We start from the raw sequence: 19790 nt of genomic DNA, 5'->3' as shown, positions 1-19790 counted from the left end.
GGACGAAGTCTCCCGCCCGGCGCAGCGACTTGGCGAAGACCGGGGTTCGATACGGGCCGGCCATCGGATCAGGCGCCCTTTGCCGGGACGACTTGCAGGTACACCAGGGTCAGGATGAGATTCACGAAGAACAGAACCATGAATGTGATCACCACGGATTGGTTCACCGCGTCACCGACTCCTTTCGGACCCCCTTTGGGATGCAACCCCTTGTATGCGGCGATCACGCCGGCGATCAGACCGAACACGGCGGCCTTGATCTCACCGATCCACAGGTCCGGCAGCTGAGCAAGCGCCGAGAACGAGGCCAGGTAGGCACCCGGCGTTCCGCCCTGCAGCAGCACGTTGAAGAAGTAGCCGCCCGCGATACCGACCACGGACACCAGGCCGTTGAGTAGCAGCGCCACCAGCATCATGCCGATCACACGTGGTACGACCAGCTTCCGCACCGGGTCGACACCGAGCACCTCCAGCGCGTCGATCTCCTCGCGGATGGTGCGCGAGCCGAGGTCGGCGGCCACCGCGGACCCGGCCGCGCCCGCGATGATCAGCGCGGTGACGACCGGTGCCGCCTGTTGAACGGTGGCAAGCACACTGGTTGCTCCGGTGAACGACTCGGCACCCAGCTGCTTGATCAGTGAACCGGTCTGCAGTGCGACGACCGCGCCGAACGGGATCGCGACCAGGGCGCTGGGAAGGATCGAGACACTCGCGATGAACCACGACTGCTCGATGAACTCCCGCCATTCGAATGGACGACGGAACGTCTTGCGCAGGACGTCGATGAACAGCGCGAAAATGTTTCCTGCCTGGGCAAACCCCGACTGCAGTGGAGTCCGCAACCGCGCCAGGGAGGAAGTCACGATCGCAGATGTTACCCGTTAGTTGTGTTGTGTCGCACGGTAGCGTCGAATGCGCTGCCTTGATAATTGGCCAGGTCGCCGCTGTTGTACGCCATCACCTGCGTATCGTCGTTCTCCGCAAGTGACTCGCGAATCGCGACCTGGGCGGCGTGTGGCAACGTGTGCATGATCCCGCGGACACGCTCCTTACGCCGCAGCACCCCCTGCCGCACCGGCATACCGGGTGTCGCGCGCATCTGCGGGATGATCCCCTCGACCTCCTCGGCGCCACCATGGTGATGACCGGCGTCCACGAGTGCCTGCTCGCGCGCCATCTGCGCCTCGTCCTTTTCCTCGGACATACCGATGGGACCGATCATGCGGCCGTTGAGAAACTGCTTGACCACCGGCTCTTCCGAGGTGAGCAGCACCTCGCGTGGTCCGAACATGACCAGCTGGCGGCGGAAAAGCATGCCGATGTTGTCCGGCACGGTACGGGCCAGGTTGATGTTGTGCGTGACGATCAGGATCGTGGCGTCGATCTGTGCGTTGATATCGATCAGGAGCTGGCTCAAGTACGAGGTGCGGACCGGGTCCAGACCCGAGTCGGGCTCGTCGACCAGGATGATCTGGGGATCCAGCACCAGCGCGCGGGCCAGACCAGCGCGTTTGCGCATACCGCCGGAGATCTCGCCGGGCAGCTTGCCCTCGGCACCGAGCAGACCGGTCAGCTCCAGCTTCTCCATCACGATCTTGCGGATCTCGTCCTCCCCTTTCTTCGTGTGCTCACGAAGCGGGAAGGCCACGTTGTCGAACAGATTCATCGACCCGAACAGCGCACCGTCCTGGAACAGCACACCGAACAGCTTGCGGATCTCGTAGAGCTCCTTGTTGGAGCAGGTCGTGATGTCGGTGCCGTCGATGTAGATCGAACCGCGCTCCGGACGAAGCAGACCGATCAGCGACTTCAGGAACACGGACTTACCGGTACCCGACGGGCCCAGCAGAGCGCTGACCTCGCCGGATGGCAACGTCAGCGAAACGTCCTGCCAAATGCGCTGGGAACCAAAGGATTTGGTAACACTTTCGGTCCTGACCTCGACGCCCACGCCAACCTCCACAATTCTCAGCGAGCAGCCCACCGGCGAACCGCGCGCTCAGTCATCGCGGTGCGTCACGTCACAGCGGGTGCGGTCACTGTATCCCATGAGCAAGATGAGGCACACCCTGACCTGACCGAAGAGTAACCGCCCAAAGCTCGCGATATTCGCAATTGCGCCCACGTTGCCGAAAAGAGCCGAACGGGCGGCCCCTCCGCAATGGAGGAACCGCCCGTTCGGCGTATTTCGGTCGGAATTACTTGACCGAGACCTTGGCGCCGGCCTCTTCCAGCTTCGCCTTGGCGGCCTCGGCGGCGTCCTTGGCGACCTTCTCCAGAATCGACTTCGGGGCGCTCTCGACCAGGTCCTTGGCTTCCTTCAGGCCCAGGCCGGAGACGATCTCGCGGACCACCTTGATGACCTGGATCTTCTTGTCGCCGGCACCCTCGAGGACGACGTCGAACTCGTCCTGCTCCTCGACGGCCTCAGCCGGCGCTGCGGCACCGACGGCGGCGACGGCGACCGGGGCAGCCGCGGTGACCTCGAACTTCTCTTCGAACTTCTTCACGAAGTCCGACAGCTCGAGCAGGGTCATGTTGCCGAAGGTCTCGAGCAGTTCGTCAACGTTGGCCATTGTTGTTTTCCTTTCGGTAGTTGATGTCTATGCGGGGCGAATCGTGCCGCACCGGGAGTTACTCGGCGGCTTCGCCTTCGGCCTGCTTCTTCTCCTGCAGCGCGGCGGCCAGGCGGGCCACCTGCGAGGCGGGAGCGTTGAACAGACCGGCAGCCTTCGCGAGGTTGCCCTTCAGCGCGCCGGCCAACTTGGCCAGCAGCACCTCGCGGCTTTCCAGATCGGCGATGCGCTCGACCTCGGACACGGACAGCGGCGCGCCGTCCATGTAACCGCCCTTGATGACCAGCGCCTTGTTGTCTTTCGCGAAGGTCTTCAGGGCCTTGGCCGCGTTGACCGGCTCACCCGTGATGAAGGTGATCGCGGTCGGTCCGACGAACAGGTCGTCGAGGCCTTCCACGCCCGCCTCGGCAGCGGCGCGCTTGACCAGGGTGTTCTTGGCGACGGAGTACGTGGCTTCGGCGCCGAGCGCGCGCCGCAGCTCGGTGAGCTTGCCCACCGACAGGCCACGGTATTCCGTGACGACGGTGGCCGTCGAGCTCTTGAACTGCTCCGCGATCTCCTCGACCGCGGTGACCTTCTCGGGTTTTGCCATACTTCGCCTCCTCTCTGATGGTCGGTTCGTATACGCGAACTACCGATCAGGGGCCGGCGACAAAACAAACGCCCCGAACGCAGAGCGTTCCGGGGCGCAACAGAAAACCGATCCCGGGTTTGCCCGGACCAATTCCCAGCCTCGGCTCTCCCTGCGTGGGCCGCCGGCACTGTCGCCGGACCTTCGACCGAACCCATGTGGGAACGGCGACCAACGGTCTTCGGTAGAACGGATTGGGTAGCGATCGAACTCGTCGATAACTACGAGTGAGAGTACCTGGCCGTGCTGCTATCTGCCAAAACGGGCCCCGCAACCGTCGGCCGAGGCCTTTGCGCGGCGCCTGTGCAGTCGGCGGCGGTGCGGAACTCCGCGCCGATCGCTCAGACTGCCCCAGCTGACACGACCCATGTTGTCGGCTGCCCGGTATGTGCCGCAATGGTGTCGAAGTCGTTGTCGTAGTGCAAAACTGCCAATCCATGCGCCTGGGCCGTGACCGCGACAACCAGATCGGCGATCGATGCGGATCGATGTTGAGCCTTGGCGGTGAGCAGTGCCTGAAGGTCGGACGCTTGTCCCCAGAGATCATCCGGAGTGTCCACCCACTCGAGGGATTCATGAAGTGTCGCCCTGATACGCGCCCGGTCATCGCTGTTACGGACCGAGTAGAGCATCTCCAGCTCGGTGACCCCACACATGCAGACCAGCGCGCGGTCCATCAAAGGGACGAGCACGTCTCGCACTGGCGTCAAATGAAGCCGCGCAAGCGCACTCTTATCGACCAGATAGCGAGTCACCCCCACAGACGTTCCTCGACGTCGGGTTCCAGCAGAGTCGAAAACGCCCCCTGCGCGGCCAAATCCACCAATCTGCGTACGGAGTCGATCCGAATCACCTCGCGGAATGCGGCATCGATCGTGTCGCGGAGTGTCTCGGTACCGAGGATCTCTTTTGCGCGATCCAACTTCGCCATATCTACGTCAACACTGGTCTTCGCCACGACAGCCTCCCCATATCTCACATAAGGGTACATGGATATCTGCCGTTACGCCAATCTGATATCCAGTTCTCCCGTCCGTTGGACGCGCAACGGCGGGGACGCGATCGCGTCCCCGCCGTTGCGGTGTTCCTCAGGTGCGGGCTACGCGTCCTCGTCGAGGAGGTTGCGGGTGCGGTTCGGATCCACCGGGATGCCCGGTCCGGTGTTCGTCGAGACCGTCACCTTCTTGACGTAGCGGCCCTTGGCGGTCGACGGCTTGACACGCAGGATCTCGTCCAGCGCGGCACCGTAATTCTCCACGAGCTCGGCGTCGCCGAAGGACGCCTTGCCGATGACGAAGTGCAGGTTGGCCTGCTTGTCGACGCGGAAGTTGATCTTGCCGCCCTTGATCTCGTTGACGGCCTTGGTCACGTCGTTGGTGACCGTGCCCGTCTTCGGGTTCGGCATCAGACCGCGCGGGCCGAGGACACGCGCGATGCGGCCGACCTTGGCCATCTGGTCCGGGGTGGCGATCGCAGCGTCGAAGTCCAACCAGCCGCCCTGGATCCGCTCGATCAGGTCCTCGGCGCCGACAGCGTCCGCACCGGCGGCCTCGGCCTCGGCGGCCTTCTCTCCCGCCGCGAACACGATGACGCGGGCGGTCTTACCGGTGCCGTGCGGCAGGTTGACGGTGCCACGGACCATCTGGTCGGCCTTGCGGGGATCCACACCGAGACGCACGGCGACCTCGACGGTCGCGTCGGTCTTGGTGGTGGCGGTCTCCTTGGCCAGCCGCGTCGCGGCGAGCGGGGAGTACAGCTTGTCGCGATCGACCTTCTCGGCCGCGGCGAGATACGCCTTGCTTCGTTTTGCCATTTTGTCTGTGTCCTTGTCGGTGTTCAGATGTGGTTGTCGGGCCTGGCCGGCCCTCCCACGTGTGCTATCTCGACTCTCGATGAGCTGCCGGATCCCAGATCGAATCCGCTAGCTATGACGCCGAACTCAGCCTTCGACGGTGATGCCCATCGAACGCGCGGTACCCGCGATGATCTTGGCCGCCTGCTCGACATCGTTGGCGTTCAGATCTTCCTGCTTGGTCTTGGCGATCTCGCGGACCTGGTCCATGGTCACCTTGGCCACCTTGAGACGGTGCGGTTCCGCCGAGCCCTTCTGCACACCCGCGGCCTTGAGCAGCAGCTTGGCGGCAGGCGGAGTCTTCAGCTTGAAGTCGAAGGACCGGTCCTCGTACACCGAGATCTCGACCGGGATGACGTTGCCACGCTGCGACTCGGTCGCGGCGTTGTACGCCTTGCAGAACTCCATGATGTTGACGCCGTGCTGACCGAGCGCGGGCCCGACCGGAGGAGCCGGGTTCGCCTGGCCGGCCTGGATCTGAAGCTTGATGATCCCGGCGAGCTTCTTCTTCTTGGGGGGCATCTTTCTTTCCTAGGTGTTTGTTGTCCTTGCTCTTTGCAAGTCGTGGTGTTGGATCTTCGACCGGGCAGATTCACCCCGCCGCTGTCGGAACTGGTCTAGATCTTCGCGACCTGGGTGAACGCCAGCTCGACCGGGGTCTCGCGACCGAAGATCGACACGAGCACCTTGAGCTTCTGCTGTTCGGCGTTGACCTCGGAGATGCTGGCGGGCAGCGTCGCGAAGGGGCCGTCCATCACGGTCACCGACTCGCCGACCTCGAAGTCGACCTCGATGACCGGCTTCGGCGCGATGTCGCCGCCGGTGGCGTCAGCGCTTGCCGCGGCGGCGGGCTTCTTCTGCTGCTGCGCGGCTGGGACCAGGAACTTCACCACGTCGTCGATGGAAAGCGGCGACGGACGGGAGGTAGCGCCCACGAATCCGGTGACACCGGGAGTGTTACGCACCGCGCCCCACGACTCGTCGTTGAGTTCCATCCGGACCAGGATGTAGCCGGGGAGGACCTTGCGATTGACGTGCTTGCGCTGACCGTTCTTGATCTCGGTGACTTCTTCGGTCGGCACCTCGACCTGGAAGATGTAGTCCTCGAGGTCCAGGTTCTGCACACGGGTCTCGAGGTTGGCCTTCACCTTGTTCTCGTAGCCCGCGTACGAGTGGATGACATACCAGTCGCCGGGGGCACGCCGCAGCGCGGCCTTCATCTCGGCGACGGGGTCCGCGGGCTCGGCATCGACAGGAGCGGCGGGGGCGGATTCAGCGGGCTCCGATTCCTCGACCACGGTCTCCTCGGTCGCGAACTCCTCGACGGAGTCGGGCTCGGCCACCGCGTCGTCGACCGGGAACTCGTTGTGTGTGTCGTTCTCCGGGGTGCTCACTGGGGCACTCGCTTCCTGTGTCGTCACGTACATCCTCTGCGTGCCGGGCCGGGCGCGCGGCGAAATGCTTCCGCCCGTGTCCGCCCCGGGATCGGCTACCGGCGTCGGCGTCGTTCAGCTAGCCGAACAGCCAGTTGACACCTTTGATGAACGCCAGATCCAACCCGCTGATGAACGCGACCATAAAAATCACGAACACCAGAACAACGCTCGTATAGGTGACCATCTGCTTCCGGTTGGGCCAGATCACCTTGCGCAGTTCCGCGATGACCTCACGCAGAAACCTGATCAAACGCTTGAACGGATTACCCGCCTTCTTGCGTTCGGCCCGATCGGTTGTCTTGGCTGCCTTCCGCGACGGCCGGTCGAGTGTGGCGACCCCGCCATTGTCGATCTGCGAGGGCGAGGCACTGCGGGCCCGCCGGGCGGACCGCTTGCCGCTCGGTCGAGTCGCTGCGGCGGTGTCATCGCCATTGTCGGCCGCATGCGCGCCGTGGCGAGTGTCCCGCTCGTCGCTCACGCCTTCTCCTCGCTGCGCTCGTCGTCGGCGTGCGTGATGCGCGCAGTGCCAATGGCTCGCTCGCTACGCTCGCTCATGCCTGCGCCTCGCTGGCGCTCGGCTCCGGCACGAGCGAACGCTCGGCTGCGTCCATTGTTCGCTCGCTGCGCTCGCTCACGGGTCGATCCTCTCTCGTCGCTGGCATCCAGGGCAGGGGCGACAGGACTTGAACCTGCAACCTGCGGTTTTGGAGACCGCTGCTCTGCCAGTTGAGCTACGCCCCTTCGGTTGGACGGCGTCGGCTGTCCCAACCTCTGTTCGATATTCAGTTGTGCACTGGTGTCACACAACACGCGCGCCACTCCGGCAGTTGCCGGCCCCGTCGGCGATCCGCACGGATCGCCTGGAACCAGCCCTACAGAGCAGCGCGCAGCGGCTGGTGACCCCAGAAACCTGAGTCTACGTCACCGTGCGCAACATTAGCCAATCAGGGTCGCCGGACCAGGTCAGGCCAGCTGCACGGTCGCGGTCGCGCGGCCGAAGATCTTCTTTCCCGCCGACTTCGCAACGATCGCGACGACTGCGGTCCTGGTCTCCGGATCGACCGACTTCACCTTACCCGTGTACTCCACCTCGGCGGCCTCGTCGGTACCCACGTAGACCGGGCTGGTGAAGCGCACGTTGTATTCCTTGACCGCGCCGGGATCACCGAGCCATGAGGTGATGAAACCGCCGCCGAGGCCCATGGTGAGCATGCCGTGTGCGACCACGTTGTCCAGGCCGACCAGCTTTACGACCTCGTCGCTCCAGTGGATCGGGTTGGCATCACCCGAGACGCCCGCGTAGTTCACCAGATCGCCGCGGGTGAGCCGGACCGTGCGCGGGGGCAATTCGTCGCCGACCAAGACATCCTCGAACCGAATCGCGTGCTTGGTAGGCACCACCGCGGGGACCACCAGGGCCGACTCAGGCGGCGCGGCGACAGACGGAGTGCTGCGTGGGTGATGGCCCGGCGCCTCTTCGCCGATGCCGTGCATGAGGACGTTGCGGACGGCGGCGTTGAGGTTGGGGTCGATGTCGGCACCGCTGCGGCCGACGAGTGTGGTGTAGGTGGTGAGCACCAGCTCGTCGTTCTGCGCGGTGACGATGTTCTTGGTGACGATGATGTCGCCGCCGAAGGCCTGCCGGAACGAGTGCAAGTGGACGTCGCAGGTGAGCTGGTCGCCGACCTTGATGGGGCGGTGGAACTCGAGGATCTGGTCGGTCTGCATGATCTGGCTGAGGTCGTAACCGGTGACGACCTCTTCGAACAGCTTCCGTTGGGCCAGAATCCCGACCAAAGAGATGAAGGTGAGCGGCGCGAGCAGGTTGTCGTAGCCGTACTCCTGCGCGACGTCCTCGTCCCAGTGCACCGGGTGGTAGTCCTGCACAGCGCGCGCGTATTCGCGCGCCTTCTCACGGCCGACCTCGTAGTAGTCGTCGACGCGGTAGTGGTGACCGACCATCTGCGCGGCGTGTGCCGCGGGATCGAATGCCTCGCCCGTCTGGACCGCTTCGTATGTACCGGTGTTGATTGTCACGGGAGGACTGTACCTATCTGACCCCGTCACCCGGAGTCTGCGGAGCGCTCACCACCGCACCCACACCGTGAAAATGCGTCAGGGCCGGACTTATGTCCGGCCCTCGCGGTACCACGGCCCGAGATAACCGGGATGTGGTCCCGGCCTTACACCACGCGGTAGTTCACGCGTGTGGGACTAGCGGGATTCGCGGTGTGCCCGGTGCGTACCGCAGTTCGGGCAGAACTTCTTCAGCTCCAGCCGGTCCGGGTCGTTACGCCGGTTCTTTTTGGTGATGTAGTTGCGATGTTTGCACTGCTCGCAGGCCAAGGTGATCTTTGGCCGGACATCGGTGGACTTCGCGGCCACGATATGCCTTCTTTCCGGTACCTGATGGGCTTAATCGGTTGTGGTAGCGATGGCCGGACTTGAACCGGCGACACAACGATTATGAGTCGTTTGCTCTACCGACTGAGCTACACCGCCACGGCGTCGCATTGTCGTGGTGCCGCGCCCAACTCCCGCAACTACAGGAGCGATGCCGAGTCGGTCACCACCGGCAATCCGGCGAGCCCCCTAACGGAATCGAACCGTTGACCTTTTCCTTACCATGGAAACGCTCTGCCGACTGAGCTAAGGGGGCATGACTGCTGCCGCACCGAGCTCCAAAAGCCCGACCTCAGCGCGGCGAAGTCTTGAACGAGGTTACACACTCACCGGTCGCACCACCAAACCGCGTGGTCAAAGCTGTGATTTCGGCTGCGGACCCAGCATATTCGAGAGCCAAGCGAACACGACAGCGACAGGCCGGAGGGGTAACCCACACCGACGTAAGCCCGGTACCCCCACCAACCTGAGCCGTAACCCACACCGACCCCCACACCCCACACCCACACCGACGTGACCAACGCAACCACTCGAAAGGGGGGGTTCCGGGGGGCGAAGCCCCGCCGGGCGGGGCGTGGGGGTTGCACCCCCACAAAAACAGACGAAGTGAGCCCTGTACGCGCTTTGTGCGTACAGGGCTCACCTAGCGAACGAAGTGGCAGGTGTAGGATTCGAACCTACGTAGGCTTTCACCGACAGATTTACAGTCTGCTCCCATTGGCCGCTCGGGCAACCTGCCATTCACGCTTGTTCTGCGCGCTGAGCAGAATACATCGAACCCGCACCCCTAATGCAAACCGGCTGGCTATCGGCCATGCCGGGCGACTAACCTCGGGTCTCCGGGTAGAACTGACGATGGCCGGAAACATCCGGTTGTAGTGACCCGTCGGACCGTCAGGACAGGAGCGCAGTGTGGCTGATTCGTCTTTCGATGTTGTGAGCAAGGTCGACCGGCAGGAGGTCGACAACGCCCTGCATCAGGCGGAGAAGGAGCTCAACACCCGCTACGACTTCCGCGGAACCGGCGCGTCGATCGAATGGTCCGGCGAGGACAAGATCGTGCTCACCGCCGAGGCGGAGGAGCGCGTCAAGGCCGCGCTGGAGGTCTTCAAGGAGAAGCTGATCCGCCGCGACATTTCGCTGAAGGCGTTCGACGCGGGCGAGCCCGCCGCGTCCGGCAAGGTGTACCGGATCACCGGTTCGCTGGTGCAGGGCATTGACGCAGAGCATGCGAAGAAAATCTCCAAGAAGATCCGCGACGAGGGGCCGAAGGGTGTGAAGGCGCAGATCCAGGGCGAGGAGCTGCGGGTGAGCAGCAAGAAGCGCGATGACTTACAGGCCGTCATCTCCCTGTTGAAGAGCGAGGATTTCGGCATCGCGCTCCAGTTCGTCAACTACCGCTGACCGCTATCGGGTCGTAACGCGGCCGGGTCCGCCGCGTTCAGGGTTTCGACAAGCGTGTCTTCCTCGTAGCTGAAGTGGTTTTCCAATTCTGTTGCGAGGCGGTCGAATTCGGTACGCAACCGAGCCGCGTCTCCAGACTCTCCGGTGTCGAGCAGCTCGCGTAGCTCTGTCAGCGCCGTGGCCACGACACCATGTTCGCGCTGCAGCCGGTCCACCACGGGCGCCAGCTCGGGATGCAGGCGGACCAGCGCAGGAAAAACGCCGTCCTCGCTGGTGTGGTGCTCGTGCAGCGCGCTACAGAACGCGGCGCAGTGCGTGCGCAGCTCCTGCGGCAGAGTCGGCTTCGCGACGGCGTCCGGTGCGTTCGAATGTCTGTCGAGACCGGCTCGGACGGTGGCGAGATCGCGGCGCAGCTGCGCATGCACCTGCCGCAGATGGTCGCCGATCGCCGCGGCGCGCTGCCGGGTGGCCGATTCGGGCGAGCCGGATACTGCGAGCGCGCCCCCGATACCCGCCGCGATGGTCGCGGTCGCGCCTGCGCTCACCAGGAATCGACGCCTGCCCAGTCCGGGGCGAACGAGGGGACGCAACGCGACCACCGGGATGACCCGGTCGGTCGCTGCCTGATAGGCGTCGAACGCAACGTCGTCGCTCGCCTGCGCGGCATAGGCGCGATCACGTTCCACGCCCTCCAGGATCGAGGCGCTCGCGGTGTAGGTCTCGATCCCCTTCTCCGCGCTGATCTCGACGGCGACTTCCGGATTCGCCTGCACGTTGTAGAACCAGGCCGGGTGAGTGTCGGCGCCGGCGTTGGAGCCGAACACCAGAAGGCGATCTGCGTCGCGGCGGTAGACCACGGGCACGGTGTGCGGGCGACCGGTGCGGGCGCCGATGGTGGTGAGCAGCATGAGCGGCGCTCCTTCGAACATCCCGCCGACCTTCCCCCCGTTCGCACGGAACTCCGCGATGATCGCCCGGTTGAATTCGCCTGGCCTGATCTGCTCCGGATCGGTCATGTCCGACGCCCCTTCGTGGTGCCGCACGCACGCCGCGACGGCTGGTTATAGCCTGATGATTGAGCGCAATTTTGCTTTGCAAGCAAAATACCTTTGCAAGCAAAGGTTATTGAAAGGTGTGCGGTATGTCAATCGAAGAGCGGACGGGACTTGGTGTCGACGAGGGCATCCGCACCCTGCTGCTTCTCATGCCGAGGGTGGTCGGACGAGCGAAGAAGCTGGGCGTCCCGAAGGAGCTGGAATCGTTCTCGCTCGCACCGCGGCACCTGTCGCTGCTGGCCAACCTGGTGTTCGACGGTCCGACCACGGTGACCGACCTCGCCGCACGTCTGGAGGTGGCGCCGACGACGGTGAGCCTCATGGTCGGCGAACTGAGCAAACAGGACGTGCTCGAGCGCGGCGCGGATCCTGACGATCGCAGGCGCACCATTGTCGGCATCGCACCCGCGCACGAGAAATCAGTGCACAAGTGGCTGGGCCGCAGTGCACGAGCCTGGCGGACGGTGCTGGAGCCGCTGACACCGGAGCAGCGGCAGTTGTTCGTCGAGACGTTCCGCGCCTACGAAGAAGAGCTCGCCGCGGACGAATGACGAGCGGGTCTCAGTAGCGGCGCGGACCGCCCGCCATCTCCTCGAGGCGGGCGATGCGGTCGGCCATGGGCGGGTGCGTGGAGAACCAGCGCGCGGCCCGCTCGCCGGCGCGGAAGGGGTTGGCGATCATCAGGTGCGATTGCGCTGTCAGCTGTGGCTCCGGCGGCAGCGGAGCTGCTTGGACGCCGCGCTCCAGTTTGCGCAGAGCGGAGGCGAGGGCCAGCGGGTCACCCGTGAGCTCGGCGCCGGACTGGTCGGCCTGGTACTCACGCGAGCGGGAAACGGCCAGTTTGATCAGGGTCGCGGCGATCGGGCCGAGCAGCGATATCAGCAGCACGCCCAGGATGTTCGGAGCTTCACCATTGCGGTTACCTCCGAACATGGACGCGAAGAAGGCCAAGTTGGCCAGGCCGGAGATGACGGCCGCGAGCGCGCCGGCGATCGAGGAGATGAGAATGTCGCGGTTGTAGACGTGTGAGAGCTCATGGCCGAGCACGGCGCGCAACTCTCGCTCATCGAGGATCTGCAGGATGCCGCTGGTGCAGCAAACCGCGGCATGCCGGGGACTACGGCCGGTGGCGAAGGCGTTGGGCGCGTTGGTCGGACTGATGTACAGCCGCGGCATCGGCTGGCGTGCGGCGGTAGCCAGCTCGCGCACTGTCCGATAGATGACCGGCGCCTCCAGCTCGCTGACCGGCTGCGCATGCATCGCCTTCAACGCGATCTTGTCGCTGTTGAAGTACGCGTACGCGTTCATACCTACCGCCAGCAGGATCGCCAGGACCAGGATCGTCGGGCTGCGGAACAGTGCACCCGCGAACACGATCAACGCCGAGAGGCCGACCATCAGCCCGAAGGTCTTCAGTCCGTTCGCATACCCGTGCCCGTGCATAAGTCTCCCTTGCCAACTCCCCCATTCACCGAGTTGCCCTTACAGCAACTCAACGACAGAAGCCCCGGACAGAGTTCCGGTGCGGCCACACCTTGCACCACTCCGACCACACATCACATTCGCGGCTCGAAACACCTCGGAACCACCACGGCCCAACCCCGGACCACACTGCGGATTCCCACGTCACCTACCGGCACAGCACCTTCCCAGAACACAAAGCGCAAATCTCACCTGCCCACCCACGCAACCGCACCCCTCCCAGCCCACACAGCGCGAGCCTTACGAGCGCGCCCGCACGGCCGAATATTCAGCCCACGCGGTCGATGGTGTAGCGGACCAGCCGCTCGAGTGCGTCGTTGGCCGGGCCACCTGGCAGCACGGACAGCTCGGTGTGTGCGATGTCGGCGAAACTTTGCAGCTTTTCTTTGGCCAGCACCATGCCGCGGGAGTGGGCGAGCAGCTCGAGCGCCTCCTCGACCTCGTCGTCGGTCTCCAGTGGGCGGGCGAGCAGCTTGCGTAAGCGGTCTCCTTCGGCTCCCTCTTCACGCAGCGCGTACAGCACCGGCAGGGTGTGCACCCCCTCGCGGAGATCGGTGCCGGGAGTCTTGCCGGACTGCTCGGAGGCCGAGGAGATGTCGATGATGTCATCGGAGATCTGGAAGGCGGTGCCCACGGCGTCGCCGAGGCGGGCCAGCCGCTCGACATGCTCGGCTTCGGCCCCGGAGAAGGTGCCGCCGAATCGCCCGGAGGCGGCGATCAGCGAACCGGTCTTCTCCCACACCACACGCAGGTAGTGCTCGACCGGGTCCTGGGATGTGCGGGCGCCCATGGTCTCGCGCATCTGACCGGTCACCAGTTCGGCGAAGGTCTCGGCGATGATGCGCACCGCGTCGGGCCCGAGTGTCGATGTGAGCCGAGAGGCGTGCGCGAACAGGTAGTCCCCCGCAAGGATGGCAATGCTGTTGCCCCAGCGCGCGTTCACGCTCGATGCGCCGCGGCGCATCGGCGCCTCGTCCATCACGTCGTCGTGGTACAGCGTGGCGAGGTGCACCAGTTCGACGACGGTGCCCGCCGTGATCAACGCGGGATCGCTCGGGCGCGGGCCGAGCTGCCCGGTGAGGATGGTGAACAGTGGCCGGAATCGCTTGCCGCCCGCCTTGGTCAGATGCAGCGCGGCTTCCAGCAGGAAATCCTCGCCGTCGGACAGCTCGTCGACCAAGAGCTTCTCAACCTCGTCCAGGCCGTCACGCACCGTCGCGGCGAGCTCGAGGTCGACGAGATCGACCCCGGCCACCACCGTGCTCAGTTCGCTCACGACTTCAGCTCGCTGACGGTCGCTTCCGTCGTGCGCCCCGCGCGCTGTGCCTATTTTTCGCTCGCTGCGCTCGCTCATGGCCGATGTGCTCATTTCTTCTCCCAGCGATGCGTCCGACCCCACGGTAGAGAACCTAGCGTGTCCCCGGCAGATGGCCCATGAACACCGTCACTCTGCGGGGGATCAGACACTTTCGCACACCTTCGACCGTGGTCATCGATCGGACGCGCCGTGACCGCGTCGACGTGCTGGAGACTGCCCTGCGAGTATTGAGCCCATGGGTTCACCGGAAGTCACTCCCGCAGGCGGCGACCGAGACGCGTTGCCCGCCGAGGCAGAGGTGCTGGTCGTCGGCGCGGGCCCGGCCGGATCGGCTTCGGCTGCCTGGGCCGCGCGGGCGGGCCGGGACGTGCTACTGGTCGACTCCGCCGTCTTTCCTCGGGACAAGACCTGCGGTGACGGCCTGACTCCGCGCGCGACCGCCGAACTGGAACATCTCGGCCTCGGCGACTGGGTGCGCGCACACACCGTCAACCATGGTCTCCGTATGACCGGCTTCGGACGCGAGGCACTCCTGACTTGGCCGGGCGGGTCCTTCCCGACATACGGAAGTGCCGTTCCGCGCACCGAGCTCGATGACAAGCTGCGCGAGACCGCGGTGAAATCCGGTGCGCGGATGCTCGACGGCACCAAGGTGGTCGATGTCACCCGCGAAGGCGACCGGGTCACGGGGGTGACAGTGCGCACCGGCGACGGCATCCGGACAATCACATGCCGGACGCTGGTGGTCGCGGACGGCGTGCGCTCGCCGGTCGGGCGGCTCCTGGGACGCACCTGGCACCGGCAGTATGCCTACGGCACCGCGGCCCGTGCTTACATCAAGTCCGGTCGCAGCGCCGACCAGTGGATCACTTCGCATCTGGAGTTGCGCGATGCCTCCGGCGACCTGGTCCCCGGCTACGGCTGGGTCTTCCCGCTCGGCAACGGCGAAGTCAATATCGGCGTCGGGTCGCTGGCAACCCAGCAGCGGCCTTCGCATATCGCGCTCAAGCCGCTCCTGGCGCACTACACGATGCTGCGCAGGGAGGAATGGCAGTTCGAGGGTTCGTTGCGCGCGGTGGCCTCGGCGCTGTTGCCCATGGGCGGCGCGGTCTCGCACGTCGCCGGGGGTAATTGGGTGCTGGTCGGCGACGCGGCGGGTTGTGTGAACCCGCTCAACGGGGAAGGGATCGACTACGGCCTGGAGGGCGGTCACATGCTGGCCGAGCTGCTGGCCGAGCCGGACTTCACGGCGATCTGGCCGCAGCTGCTGCGGACTCGCTACGGCCGCACTTTCTCGGTCGCGCGCCGGATCGCGGGGCTGGCGACCCATCCCCGCATGGTTCCGGTGGGCGGGCCTCCGGTGATGCGCTCGAAGTACTTGCAGCGCACCGCTGTTCGAGTGATGGGCAACCTGGTGACCGACGAGGACGTGGACCTGACCGCGCGGGCCTGGCGCGCCGCGGGCCGGGCGTCCCTACGCTTCGACGAACTGCAACCGTTCGCATAGGCCTGGGTAGGCACTATGGGCGCCCAACCGGCGCGGGGACTACCGACGTTGTACCTGCTTCCGCACCTCCGCCGAGCTCGAGACCTCGCGGACCGTCACTACGCGGATCCGCTGAACCTGGACGGGTTGGCGGCGGCCGCCGGGGTGTCCAAATATCACTTCCTGCGCGCCTTCGCCGCGGTGTACGGCCTGACCCCGGCCGCGTATCTGGCCGAGCGACGCATCGAGCGCGCACAGGATCTGCTCCGCGCGACGAACCTCACCGTCACCGAGGTCTGCATGTTGGTCGGCTACAGCAGCCTTGGCTCGTTCAGCAGCAAGTTTCGCCAACTGGTCGGGGTCACACCCTCGAAATATCAGGCGAAGTTCGCCGACGGCGCCCCGCGTATTCCAGGCTGTTTCGTCTTCATGCACGGCCTGTCGGATCGCAAGCCGCCCCCCTGAAGGACGACACCGCAATTTCGGAGAAGCGCCGGGCCGGACACCCGCCATAGCCTGGTCGCATGACGACGATTACAAATGTGTCCTTGGTCACGGTGTACGTCACGGATCAGGACGAAGCCAAGCAGTGGTACCTCGACAAACTGGGATTCATCGAGACCGCCGATGTCACGATGGGCGACAACGGCTTCCGCTGGGTCACCGTCGCGCATCCCGCGCATCCGGAGTTGGAGATCACGCTGATGATCCCGGGCCCGCCGCTGGAGGAGAACTACGCCGAGGCGGTCCGGCGCGCGCTGGCCAACGGCACGCACGGCTCCCTTGGCCTGCGGACCGAGAACTGCCAGAAGACCTTCGAGGAGCTCACCGCCAAGGGTGTGGAGTTCATCCAGCCGCCTGCCGAGCGGCCATACGGGACGGAAGCGGTCATCCGGGACAACTCGGGAAACTGGCTGGTGCTGGTGGAGAGGAAGGAGTACTCCCCGGAGGACTTCGCGTAACTTGCGCCCGCGCCGGCGCCCCGGCACGGGCCCAGAAACAGAGCCTGACTCGTGCTGGGGCGACAAGCGAAGTTACCGAGACGCTCAGCCGTTCTGCCGAGCCGCGAACCACTCTTCGATGAATCTGCGCTCGCCGTCGAGGGCCCGGTGCTGCAGCTGCTCGGCGAGCGGCTCGATGGCTCTGCCGACCACGGGCACCTTGACCCGCACGGTGCCGACCACCTCGATCTCGGAACCCTCTGCGGTGGAATGCATTTCGTATGTACCGGACATCTCGGTATCGATCCCGCCACTGCTGGCCTCGAAGGTGCCCTTGGCCACATCGCCGTCGAGGGCTCGCCAGTTGTCGGTGCGGAAGAAGGTCAGCTCGCTCTTGAGCACTCTGCGTACAAGGCCGGGAATTTTCTCCCCTGGTGCCTTTTCGGTCATGTGGATGCGGATGGTTCCCGCGCCGTCGGGATGCGACAGGTCGATGGTCGCGGTCTCGGACTCGGCGAAGCGCGCACGCCAGACGTCGTCGGTGGTGAGTGCCCGGTGGAGATCTTCGACCGGGACGGTGTAAGACACGGTGAAGCTGAATTTGCGGGACATGGCCGTCACCGTAGCCGAGCCGGTCGGTAGCCTGTGGCGGTGTCGGAAACCAGCCAGTCCGCAGGCCGGTCGATCCGCCTGCGGCGGGCCAGGATCGGGGTACTGACCGCCGCGACGGTGGTCAGCGTGCTCGTCGCGCTGCTGGTGCTCGCCGCGTGGCGCAACGACTATCTGATCAGCTCCGACAAGGGCAGCACCACTGCCGAGGTGCTCTCGGCGGGGCGGCTGCGGTCGGCGGTCATGTACGTCACTCCGGACGGCGAGACGCACAATCCGAAGGTCGGCGTCCTGTATCCGACCAACCTGACCGCGGGGGAGCGTATCCGCGTGGAGTACAGCCGCAGCGACCCCGACCTGGTGCGCGTGGAAGGCCGTGACGTGCGTGTCGCCATACCACCAGCCCTTTCGGTCCTCGTCGCGGTCTGGTTGCTCGTGCTCCCCGCACTGTGGCTGGTCATCCGCGCGGGTCGACGCAGACCCGCGTCGGTGGGCTGACGCTGGCGACAGTTCGCCGGAACTTTCCGTGCCCTTCACGCTGATGTGGCGGCGCGGTGCGATGTGGCGGTCAGCCTGGGAGAGTGCGTGTAGCGATCGTCGCGGAGTCGTTTCTGCCGAATATGAACGGCGTCGTCAACTCCGTGCTGCGGGTGCTCGAGCACCTGGACCGGCACGGCCACGACGCGCTGGTCATCGCGCCGGACACCCCGCGCGGCCTCCCGCCCGCCCCGCGCACGCATGAGCGCTTTCCGGTGTACCGGGTGCCCGCGTTGATGGTGCCCAAGGTCAGCTCCCTACCGGTCGGGCTGCCGCAGCCGGGCATCGTTTCGGCCATCGCCGACTTCGACGCCGATGTGGTGCACCTGGCCTCGCCGTTCCTGCTCGGCGCCGGGGGTCTCGCCGCTGCGCTGCGCTTGGACCTACCGACGGTCGCGGTCTATCAGACCGATGTCGCCGGGTTCGCCAAGAGCTATGGCCTGGGACTGGCGAGCCGGGCGGCGTGGGGCTGGACGCGACGCATCCACGAGAGCGCCACACGCACTCTCGCCCCCTCCAGGACCGCCGCCGAGGACCTGGCCGGGCATGGCATCCCGCGTGTGCACCGGTGGGGCCGCGGGGTGGATATCGCCCGCTTCACGCCATCGGCCCGGTCCGAGCGGCTACGCGACACCTGGCGCCGTGGGCGGGAAAAGCTGCTGGTCGGCTTCGTGGGGCGGCTCGCGCCCGAGAAGCACATCGAACGGCTTTCGGTGCTCGGAGCCGATCCCGACATCCAGCTGGTGATCGTCGGCGACGGGCCGGAGCGTCGACGGCTGGCCCGCATGATGCCGAGCGCTGTGTTCACCGGGGAGCTCGGCGGCGACGACCTGGCGCGGGCATACGCGAGCCTGGACGTGATGGTGCACGCCGGCGAGCACGAGACGTTCTGCCAGGGCGTGCAAGAAGCGCTGGCCTCGGGCGTCCCGGTGATCGGCCCCGACGCGGGCGGTCCGCGCGATCTGATCGCGCACTGCCGCAACGGCTATCTCCTCCCGGTGGACCGGTTTCGCGAGCTGTTACCGAGCGCCGTCGCGGCGCTGCGCGATCCCGCGCTGCGCAGCAGGTTCGCCGGGGCCGGCAGGAAGTCGGTACTGCCTCGCACCTGGCCCGCAGTCTGCACGGAGCTGATAGGGCACTACGCCGATGTGGCCGAAACGCGAATTCGGTTGCCGCATACGGCCTGAACCGTGCTTGTCACCGCGGCGCGCGCGACGTGATTGATCACTCGTCGTGCCAGGCTGGGTGCGTCTCAGAGGGCAAGTTAGTGTCATGGGCGTGGCGAAAACGCAATCGAATCGAGCCTCGCTCGACAAGCAGCCGCACGAGGTCGCGTCGATGTTCGACGGTGTCGCGCGGCGATACGACCTGACCAACACGGTGATCTCCGGGGGTCAGGATCGCTACTGGCGCTGGGCGACCCGCAGGGCACTCGCGCCACGGCCGGGCGAGCGGCTGCTCGACCTCGCGGCCGGGACCGGTGTGTCCACTCTGGAGCTGCGGAAATCCGGCGCGTGGTGCCTCGCCGCCGACTTCTCACAGGGCATGCTCGCAGCTGGCCGGTTCCGCCGGGTGCCGATGGTGGCGGCCGACGCGATGGCGCTGCCGTTCGCCGACGATTCGTTCGACGCGGTGACCATCTCGTTCGGGCTCCGCAACATCGTCGACAGCGATCTCGCGCTGCGTGAGATGCTCCGGGTGACCAAGCCAGGCGGCAGACTGGTGGTGTGCGAGTTCTCCACACCGGTCGTCCCGATGTTCCGCACGGCCTACATGGAATACCTGATGAAGACGCTGCCCAAGGTGGCGCGCGCCGTCAGCAGCAATCCCGACGCGTACGTCTACCTCGCCGAATCCATCCGGGCGTGGCCGAATCAGCGCCAGCTCGCGATGCGGATCGCCGCCAACGGCTGGTCGTCGGTGAAATGGCGTAACCTCACCGGCGGCGTCGTTGCCCTGCATCGGGCGTACAAACTCGGCTGATCCGCCAGACTCCGATCACACCTCACCAGCAGGTTGTTTCACGGTGAGGAGGAATGTCACCTGCCGATAACGCGGGG

At 65.6% G+C, this 19790-nt stretch carries 24 protein-coding genes and 4 tRNA genes; 8 read left to right on the top strand and 20 right to left on the bottom strand.

Annotated elements, in window-relative coordinates:
* Nucleotides 1–68 precede the first annotated feature (68 nt).
* The 16 genes from AB0H00_RS03945 to AB0H00_RS03870 all read right to left on the bottom strand — a co-directional run bounded on the left by AB0H00_RS03945 (nucleotide 69) and on the right by AB0H00_RS03870 (nucleotide 9637).
* Complete coding sequence (locus AB0H00_RS03945) at nucleotides 69–863, bottom strand: ABC transporter permease (protein ID WP_357260261.1); 795 nt, start codon at nucleotides 861–863, stop codon at nucleotides 69–71.
* 11 nt (nucleotides 864–874) lie between these two features.
* Nucleotides 875–1951 carry an ABC transporter ATP-binding protein gene (locus tag AB0H00_RS03940; protein WP_357260259.1) on the bottom strand — a complete coding sequence of 359 codons (1077 nt, stop codon included), beginning with the start codon at nucleotides 1949–1951 and terminating at the stop codon, nucleotides 875–877.
* 247 nt (nucleotides 1952–2198) lie between these two features.
* On the bottom strand, nucleotides 2199–2576 hold the full coding sequence (gene rplL / locus AB0H00_RS03935) for a 50S ribosomal protein L7/L12 (protein WP_327110372.1): 378 nt from the start codon (nucleotides 2574–2576) through the stop codon (nucleotides 2199–2201).
* Between the two features lie 58 nt (nucleotides 2577–2634).
* Nucleotides 2635–3168: a 50S ribosomal protein L10 gene (rplJ, locus tag AB0H00_RS03930; protein ID WP_357260256.1), complete on the bottom strand. Its 534-nt coding sequence runs from the start codon at nucleotides 3166–3168 to the stop codon at nucleotides 2635–2637.
* Between the two features lie 380 nt (nucleotides 3169–3548).
* On the bottom strand, nucleotides 3549–3962 hold the full coding sequence (locus AB0H00_RS03925) for a PIN domain nuclease (protein WP_357260475.1): 414 nt from the start codon (nucleotides 3960–3962) through the stop codon (nucleotides 3549–3551).
* Nucleotides 3959–4165, bottom strand: coding sequence for a hypothetical protein (locus tag AB0H00_RS03920; protein ID WP_357260253.1), 207 nt, complete (start codon nucleotides 4163–4165; stop codon nucleotides 3959–3961). Before AB0H00_RS03920 ends, AB0H00_RS03925 begins: the two co-directional genes overlap by 4 nt.
* Nucleotides 4166–4306: 141 nt before the next feature.
* Complete coding sequence (gene rplA, locus AB0H00_RS03915; RefSeq protein ID WP_357260250.1) at nucleotides 4307–5020, bottom strand: 50S ribosomal protein L1; 714 nt, start codon at nucleotides 5018–5020, stop codon at nucleotides 4307–4309.
* Between the two features lie 126 nt (nucleotides 5021–5146).
* Nucleotides 5147–5581, bottom strand: coding sequence for a 50S ribosomal protein L11 (gene rplK / locus AB0H00_RS03910; RefSeq protein WP_040870318.1), 435 nt, complete (start codon nucleotides 5579–5581; stop codon nucleotides 5147–5149).
* 95 nt (nucleotides 5582–5676) lie between these two features.
* Nucleotides 5677–6453: a transcription termination/antitermination protein NusG gene (gene nusG / locus AB0H00_RS03905; protein WP_357260472.1), complete on the bottom strand. Its 777-nt coding sequence runs from the start codon at nucleotides 6451–6453 to the stop codon at nucleotides 5677–5679.
* Between the two features lie 118 nt (nucleotides 6454–6571).
* The gene (gene secE / locus AB0H00_RS03900; protein ID WP_357260247.1) at nucleotides 6572–6973 is read right to left on the bottom strand and encodes a preprotein translocase subunit SecE; all 402 of its coding nucleotides are present in this window, start codon (nucleotides 6971–6973) and stop codon (nucleotides 6572–6574) included.
* A gap of 190 nt (nucleotides 6974–7163) precedes the next feature.
* Nucleotides 7164–7236, bottom strand: a tRNA-Trp gene (locus AB0H00_RS03895).
* 222 nt (nucleotides 7237–7458) lie between these two features.
* Nucleotides 7459–8526, bottom strand: coding sequence for a fused (3R)-hydroxyacyl-ACP dehydratase subunits HadA/HadB (locus AB0H00_RS03890; RefSeq protein WP_357260469.1), 1068 nt, complete (start codon nucleotides 8524–8526; stop codon nucleotides 7459–7461).
* Nucleotides 8527–8709: 183 nt separating this feature from the next.
* Nucleotides 8710–8880: a 50S ribosomal protein L33 gene (gene rpmG, locus AB0H00_RS03885; protein ID WP_011211653.1), complete on the bottom strand. Its 171-nt coding sequence runs from the start codon at nucleotides 8878–8880 to the stop codon at nucleotides 8710–8712.
* A gap of 41 nt (nucleotides 8881–8921) precedes the next feature.
* A tRNA-Met gene (locus AB0H00_RS03880) sits at nucleotides 8922–8997 on the bottom strand.
* Between the two features lie 84 nt (nucleotides 8998–9081).
* Nucleotides 9082–9154 (bottom strand) — tRNA-Thr (locus tag AB0H00_RS03875).
* Nucleotides 9155–9554: 400 nt separating this feature from the next.
* A tRNA-Tyr gene (locus tag AB0H00_RS03870) sits at nucleotides 9555–9637 on the bottom strand.
* Nucleotides 9638–9810: 173 nt separating this feature from the next.
* Between AB0H00_RS03870 and AB0H00_RS03865 the strand changes: the two genes are divergently transcribed.
* Nucleotides 9811–10302, top strand: coding sequence for a YajQ family cyclic di-GMP-binding protein (locus AB0H00_RS03865; RefSeq protein WP_327110379.1), 492 nt, complete (start codon nucleotides 9811–9813; stop codon nucleotides 10300–10302).
* Here AB0H00_RS03865 and AB0H00_RS03860 read toward each other — a convergent pair.
* Nucleotides 10293–11318 carry a nitroreductase/quinone reductase family protein gene (locus AB0H00_RS03860; RefSeq protein ID WP_357260244.1) on the bottom strand — a complete coding sequence of 342 codons (1026 nt, stop codon included), beginning with the start codon at nucleotides 11316–11318 and terminating at the stop codon, nucleotides 10293–10295. The genes AB0H00_RS03865 and AB0H00_RS03860 overlap by 10 nt on opposite strands.
* A 125-nt stretch (nucleotides 11319–11443) precedes the next feature.
* On the opposite strand from AB0H00_RS03860, the gene AB0H00_RS03855 reads away from it, so the two are divergent.
* The gene (locus AB0H00_RS03855; RefSeq protein ID WP_357260241.1) at nucleotides 11444–11908 is read left to right on the top strand and encodes a MarR family winged helix-turn-helix transcriptional regulator; all 465 of its coding nucleotides are present in this window, start codon (nucleotides 11444–11446) and stop codon (nucleotides 11906–11908) included.
* A gap of 10 nt (nucleotides 11909–11918) precedes the next feature.
* Here AB0H00_RS03855 and htpX read toward each other — a convergent pair whose 3' ends face one another.
* Nucleotides 11919–12800: a zinc metalloprotease HtpX gene (gene htpX, locus AB0H00_RS03850; protein WP_357260238.1), complete on the bottom strand. Its 882-nt coding sequence runs from the start codon at nucleotides 12798–12800 to the stop codon at nucleotides 11919–11921.
* Nucleotides 12801–13107: 307 nt separating this feature from the next.
* The gene (locus tag AB0H00_RS03845) at nucleotides 13108–14115 is read right to left on the bottom strand and encodes a polyprenyl synthetase family protein (RefSeq protein ID WP_357260466.1); all 1008 of its coding nucleotides are present in this window, start codon (nucleotides 14113–14115) and stop codon (nucleotides 13108–13110) included.
* 277 nt (nucleotides 14116–14392) lie between these two features.
* Between AB0H00_RS03845 and AB0H00_RS03840 the strand changes: the two genes are divergently transcribed.
* From AB0H00_RS03840 to AB0H00_RS03830, 3 genes are read left to right on the top strand one after another with little or no spacing between them, the layout of a single operon-like run.
* Nucleotides 14393–15664: a geranylgeranyl reductase family protein gene (locus AB0H00_RS03840; protein ID WP_357260235.1), complete on the top strand. Its 1272-nt coding sequence runs from the start codon at nucleotides 14393–14395 to the stop codon at nucleotides 15662–15664.
* A 15-nt stretch (nucleotides 15665–15679) separates the two neighbouring features.
* Nucleotides 15680–16108 (top strand): AraC family transcriptional regulator, encoded by a 429-nt coding sequence (locus AB0H00_RS03835; protein ID WP_357260232.1) that lies wholly within the window; start codon nucleotides 15680–15682, stop codon nucleotides 16106–16108.
* A 59-nt stretch (nucleotides 16109–16167) separates the two neighbouring features.
* Nucleotides 16168–16605 carry a VOC family protein gene (locus tag AB0H00_RS03830; protein WP_357260230.1) on the top strand — a complete coding sequence of 146 codons (438 nt, stop codon included), beginning with the start codon at nucleotides 16168–16170 and terminating at the stop codon, nucleotides 16603–16605.
* 84 nt (nucleotides 16606–16689) lie between these two features.
* Here AB0H00_RS03830 and AB0H00_RS03825 read toward each other — a convergent pair whose 3' ends face one another.
* Nucleotides 16690–17196, bottom strand: a complete 507-nt coding sequence (locus tag AB0H00_RS03825) for a DUF2505 domain-containing protein (RefSeq protein ID WP_357260227.1) — start codon at nucleotides 17194–17196, stop codon at nucleotides 16690–16692.
* A 39-nt stretch (nucleotides 17197–17235) separates the two neighbouring features.
* Between AB0H00_RS03825 and AB0H00_RS03820 the strand changes: the two genes are divergently transcribed.
* The 3 genes from AB0H00_RS03820 to AB0H00_RS03810 all read left to right on the top strand — a co-directional run bounded on the left by AB0H00_RS03820 (nucleotide 17236) and on the right by AB0H00_RS03810 (nucleotide 19713).
* A complete protein-coding gene (locus AB0H00_RS03820; protein WP_357260224.1) occupies nucleotides 17236–17691 on the top strand; it encodes a DUF3592 domain-containing protein in 456 nt (151 codons plus the stop codon).
* Between the two features lie 83 nt (nucleotides 17692–17774).
* The gene (locus AB0H00_RS03815) at nucleotides 17775–18917 is read left to right on the top strand and encodes a glycosyltransferase family 1 protein (protein ID WP_357260221.1); all 1143 of its coding nucleotides are present in this window, start codon (nucleotides 17775–17777) and stop codon (nucleotides 18915–18917) included.
* 85 nt (nucleotides 18918–19002) lie between these two features.
* A complete protein-coding gene (locus tag AB0H00_RS03810; RefSeq protein ID WP_357260463.1) occupies nucleotides 19003–19713 on the top strand; it encodes a demethylmenaquinone methyltransferase in 711 nt (236 codons plus the stop codon).
* Nucleotides 19714–19790 lie beyond the last annotated feature (77 nt).

The organism is Nocardia sp. NPDC023852 (assembly GCF_040639505.1).
In the GTDB taxonomy this organism is placed as follows: Bacteria; Actinomycetota; Actinomycetes; order Mycobacteriales; family Mycobacteriaceae; genus Nocardia.
The sequence above is the reverse complement of the archived record's forward strand: the minus strand, read 5'-3'. Positions and strand labels throughout refer to the sequence as shown.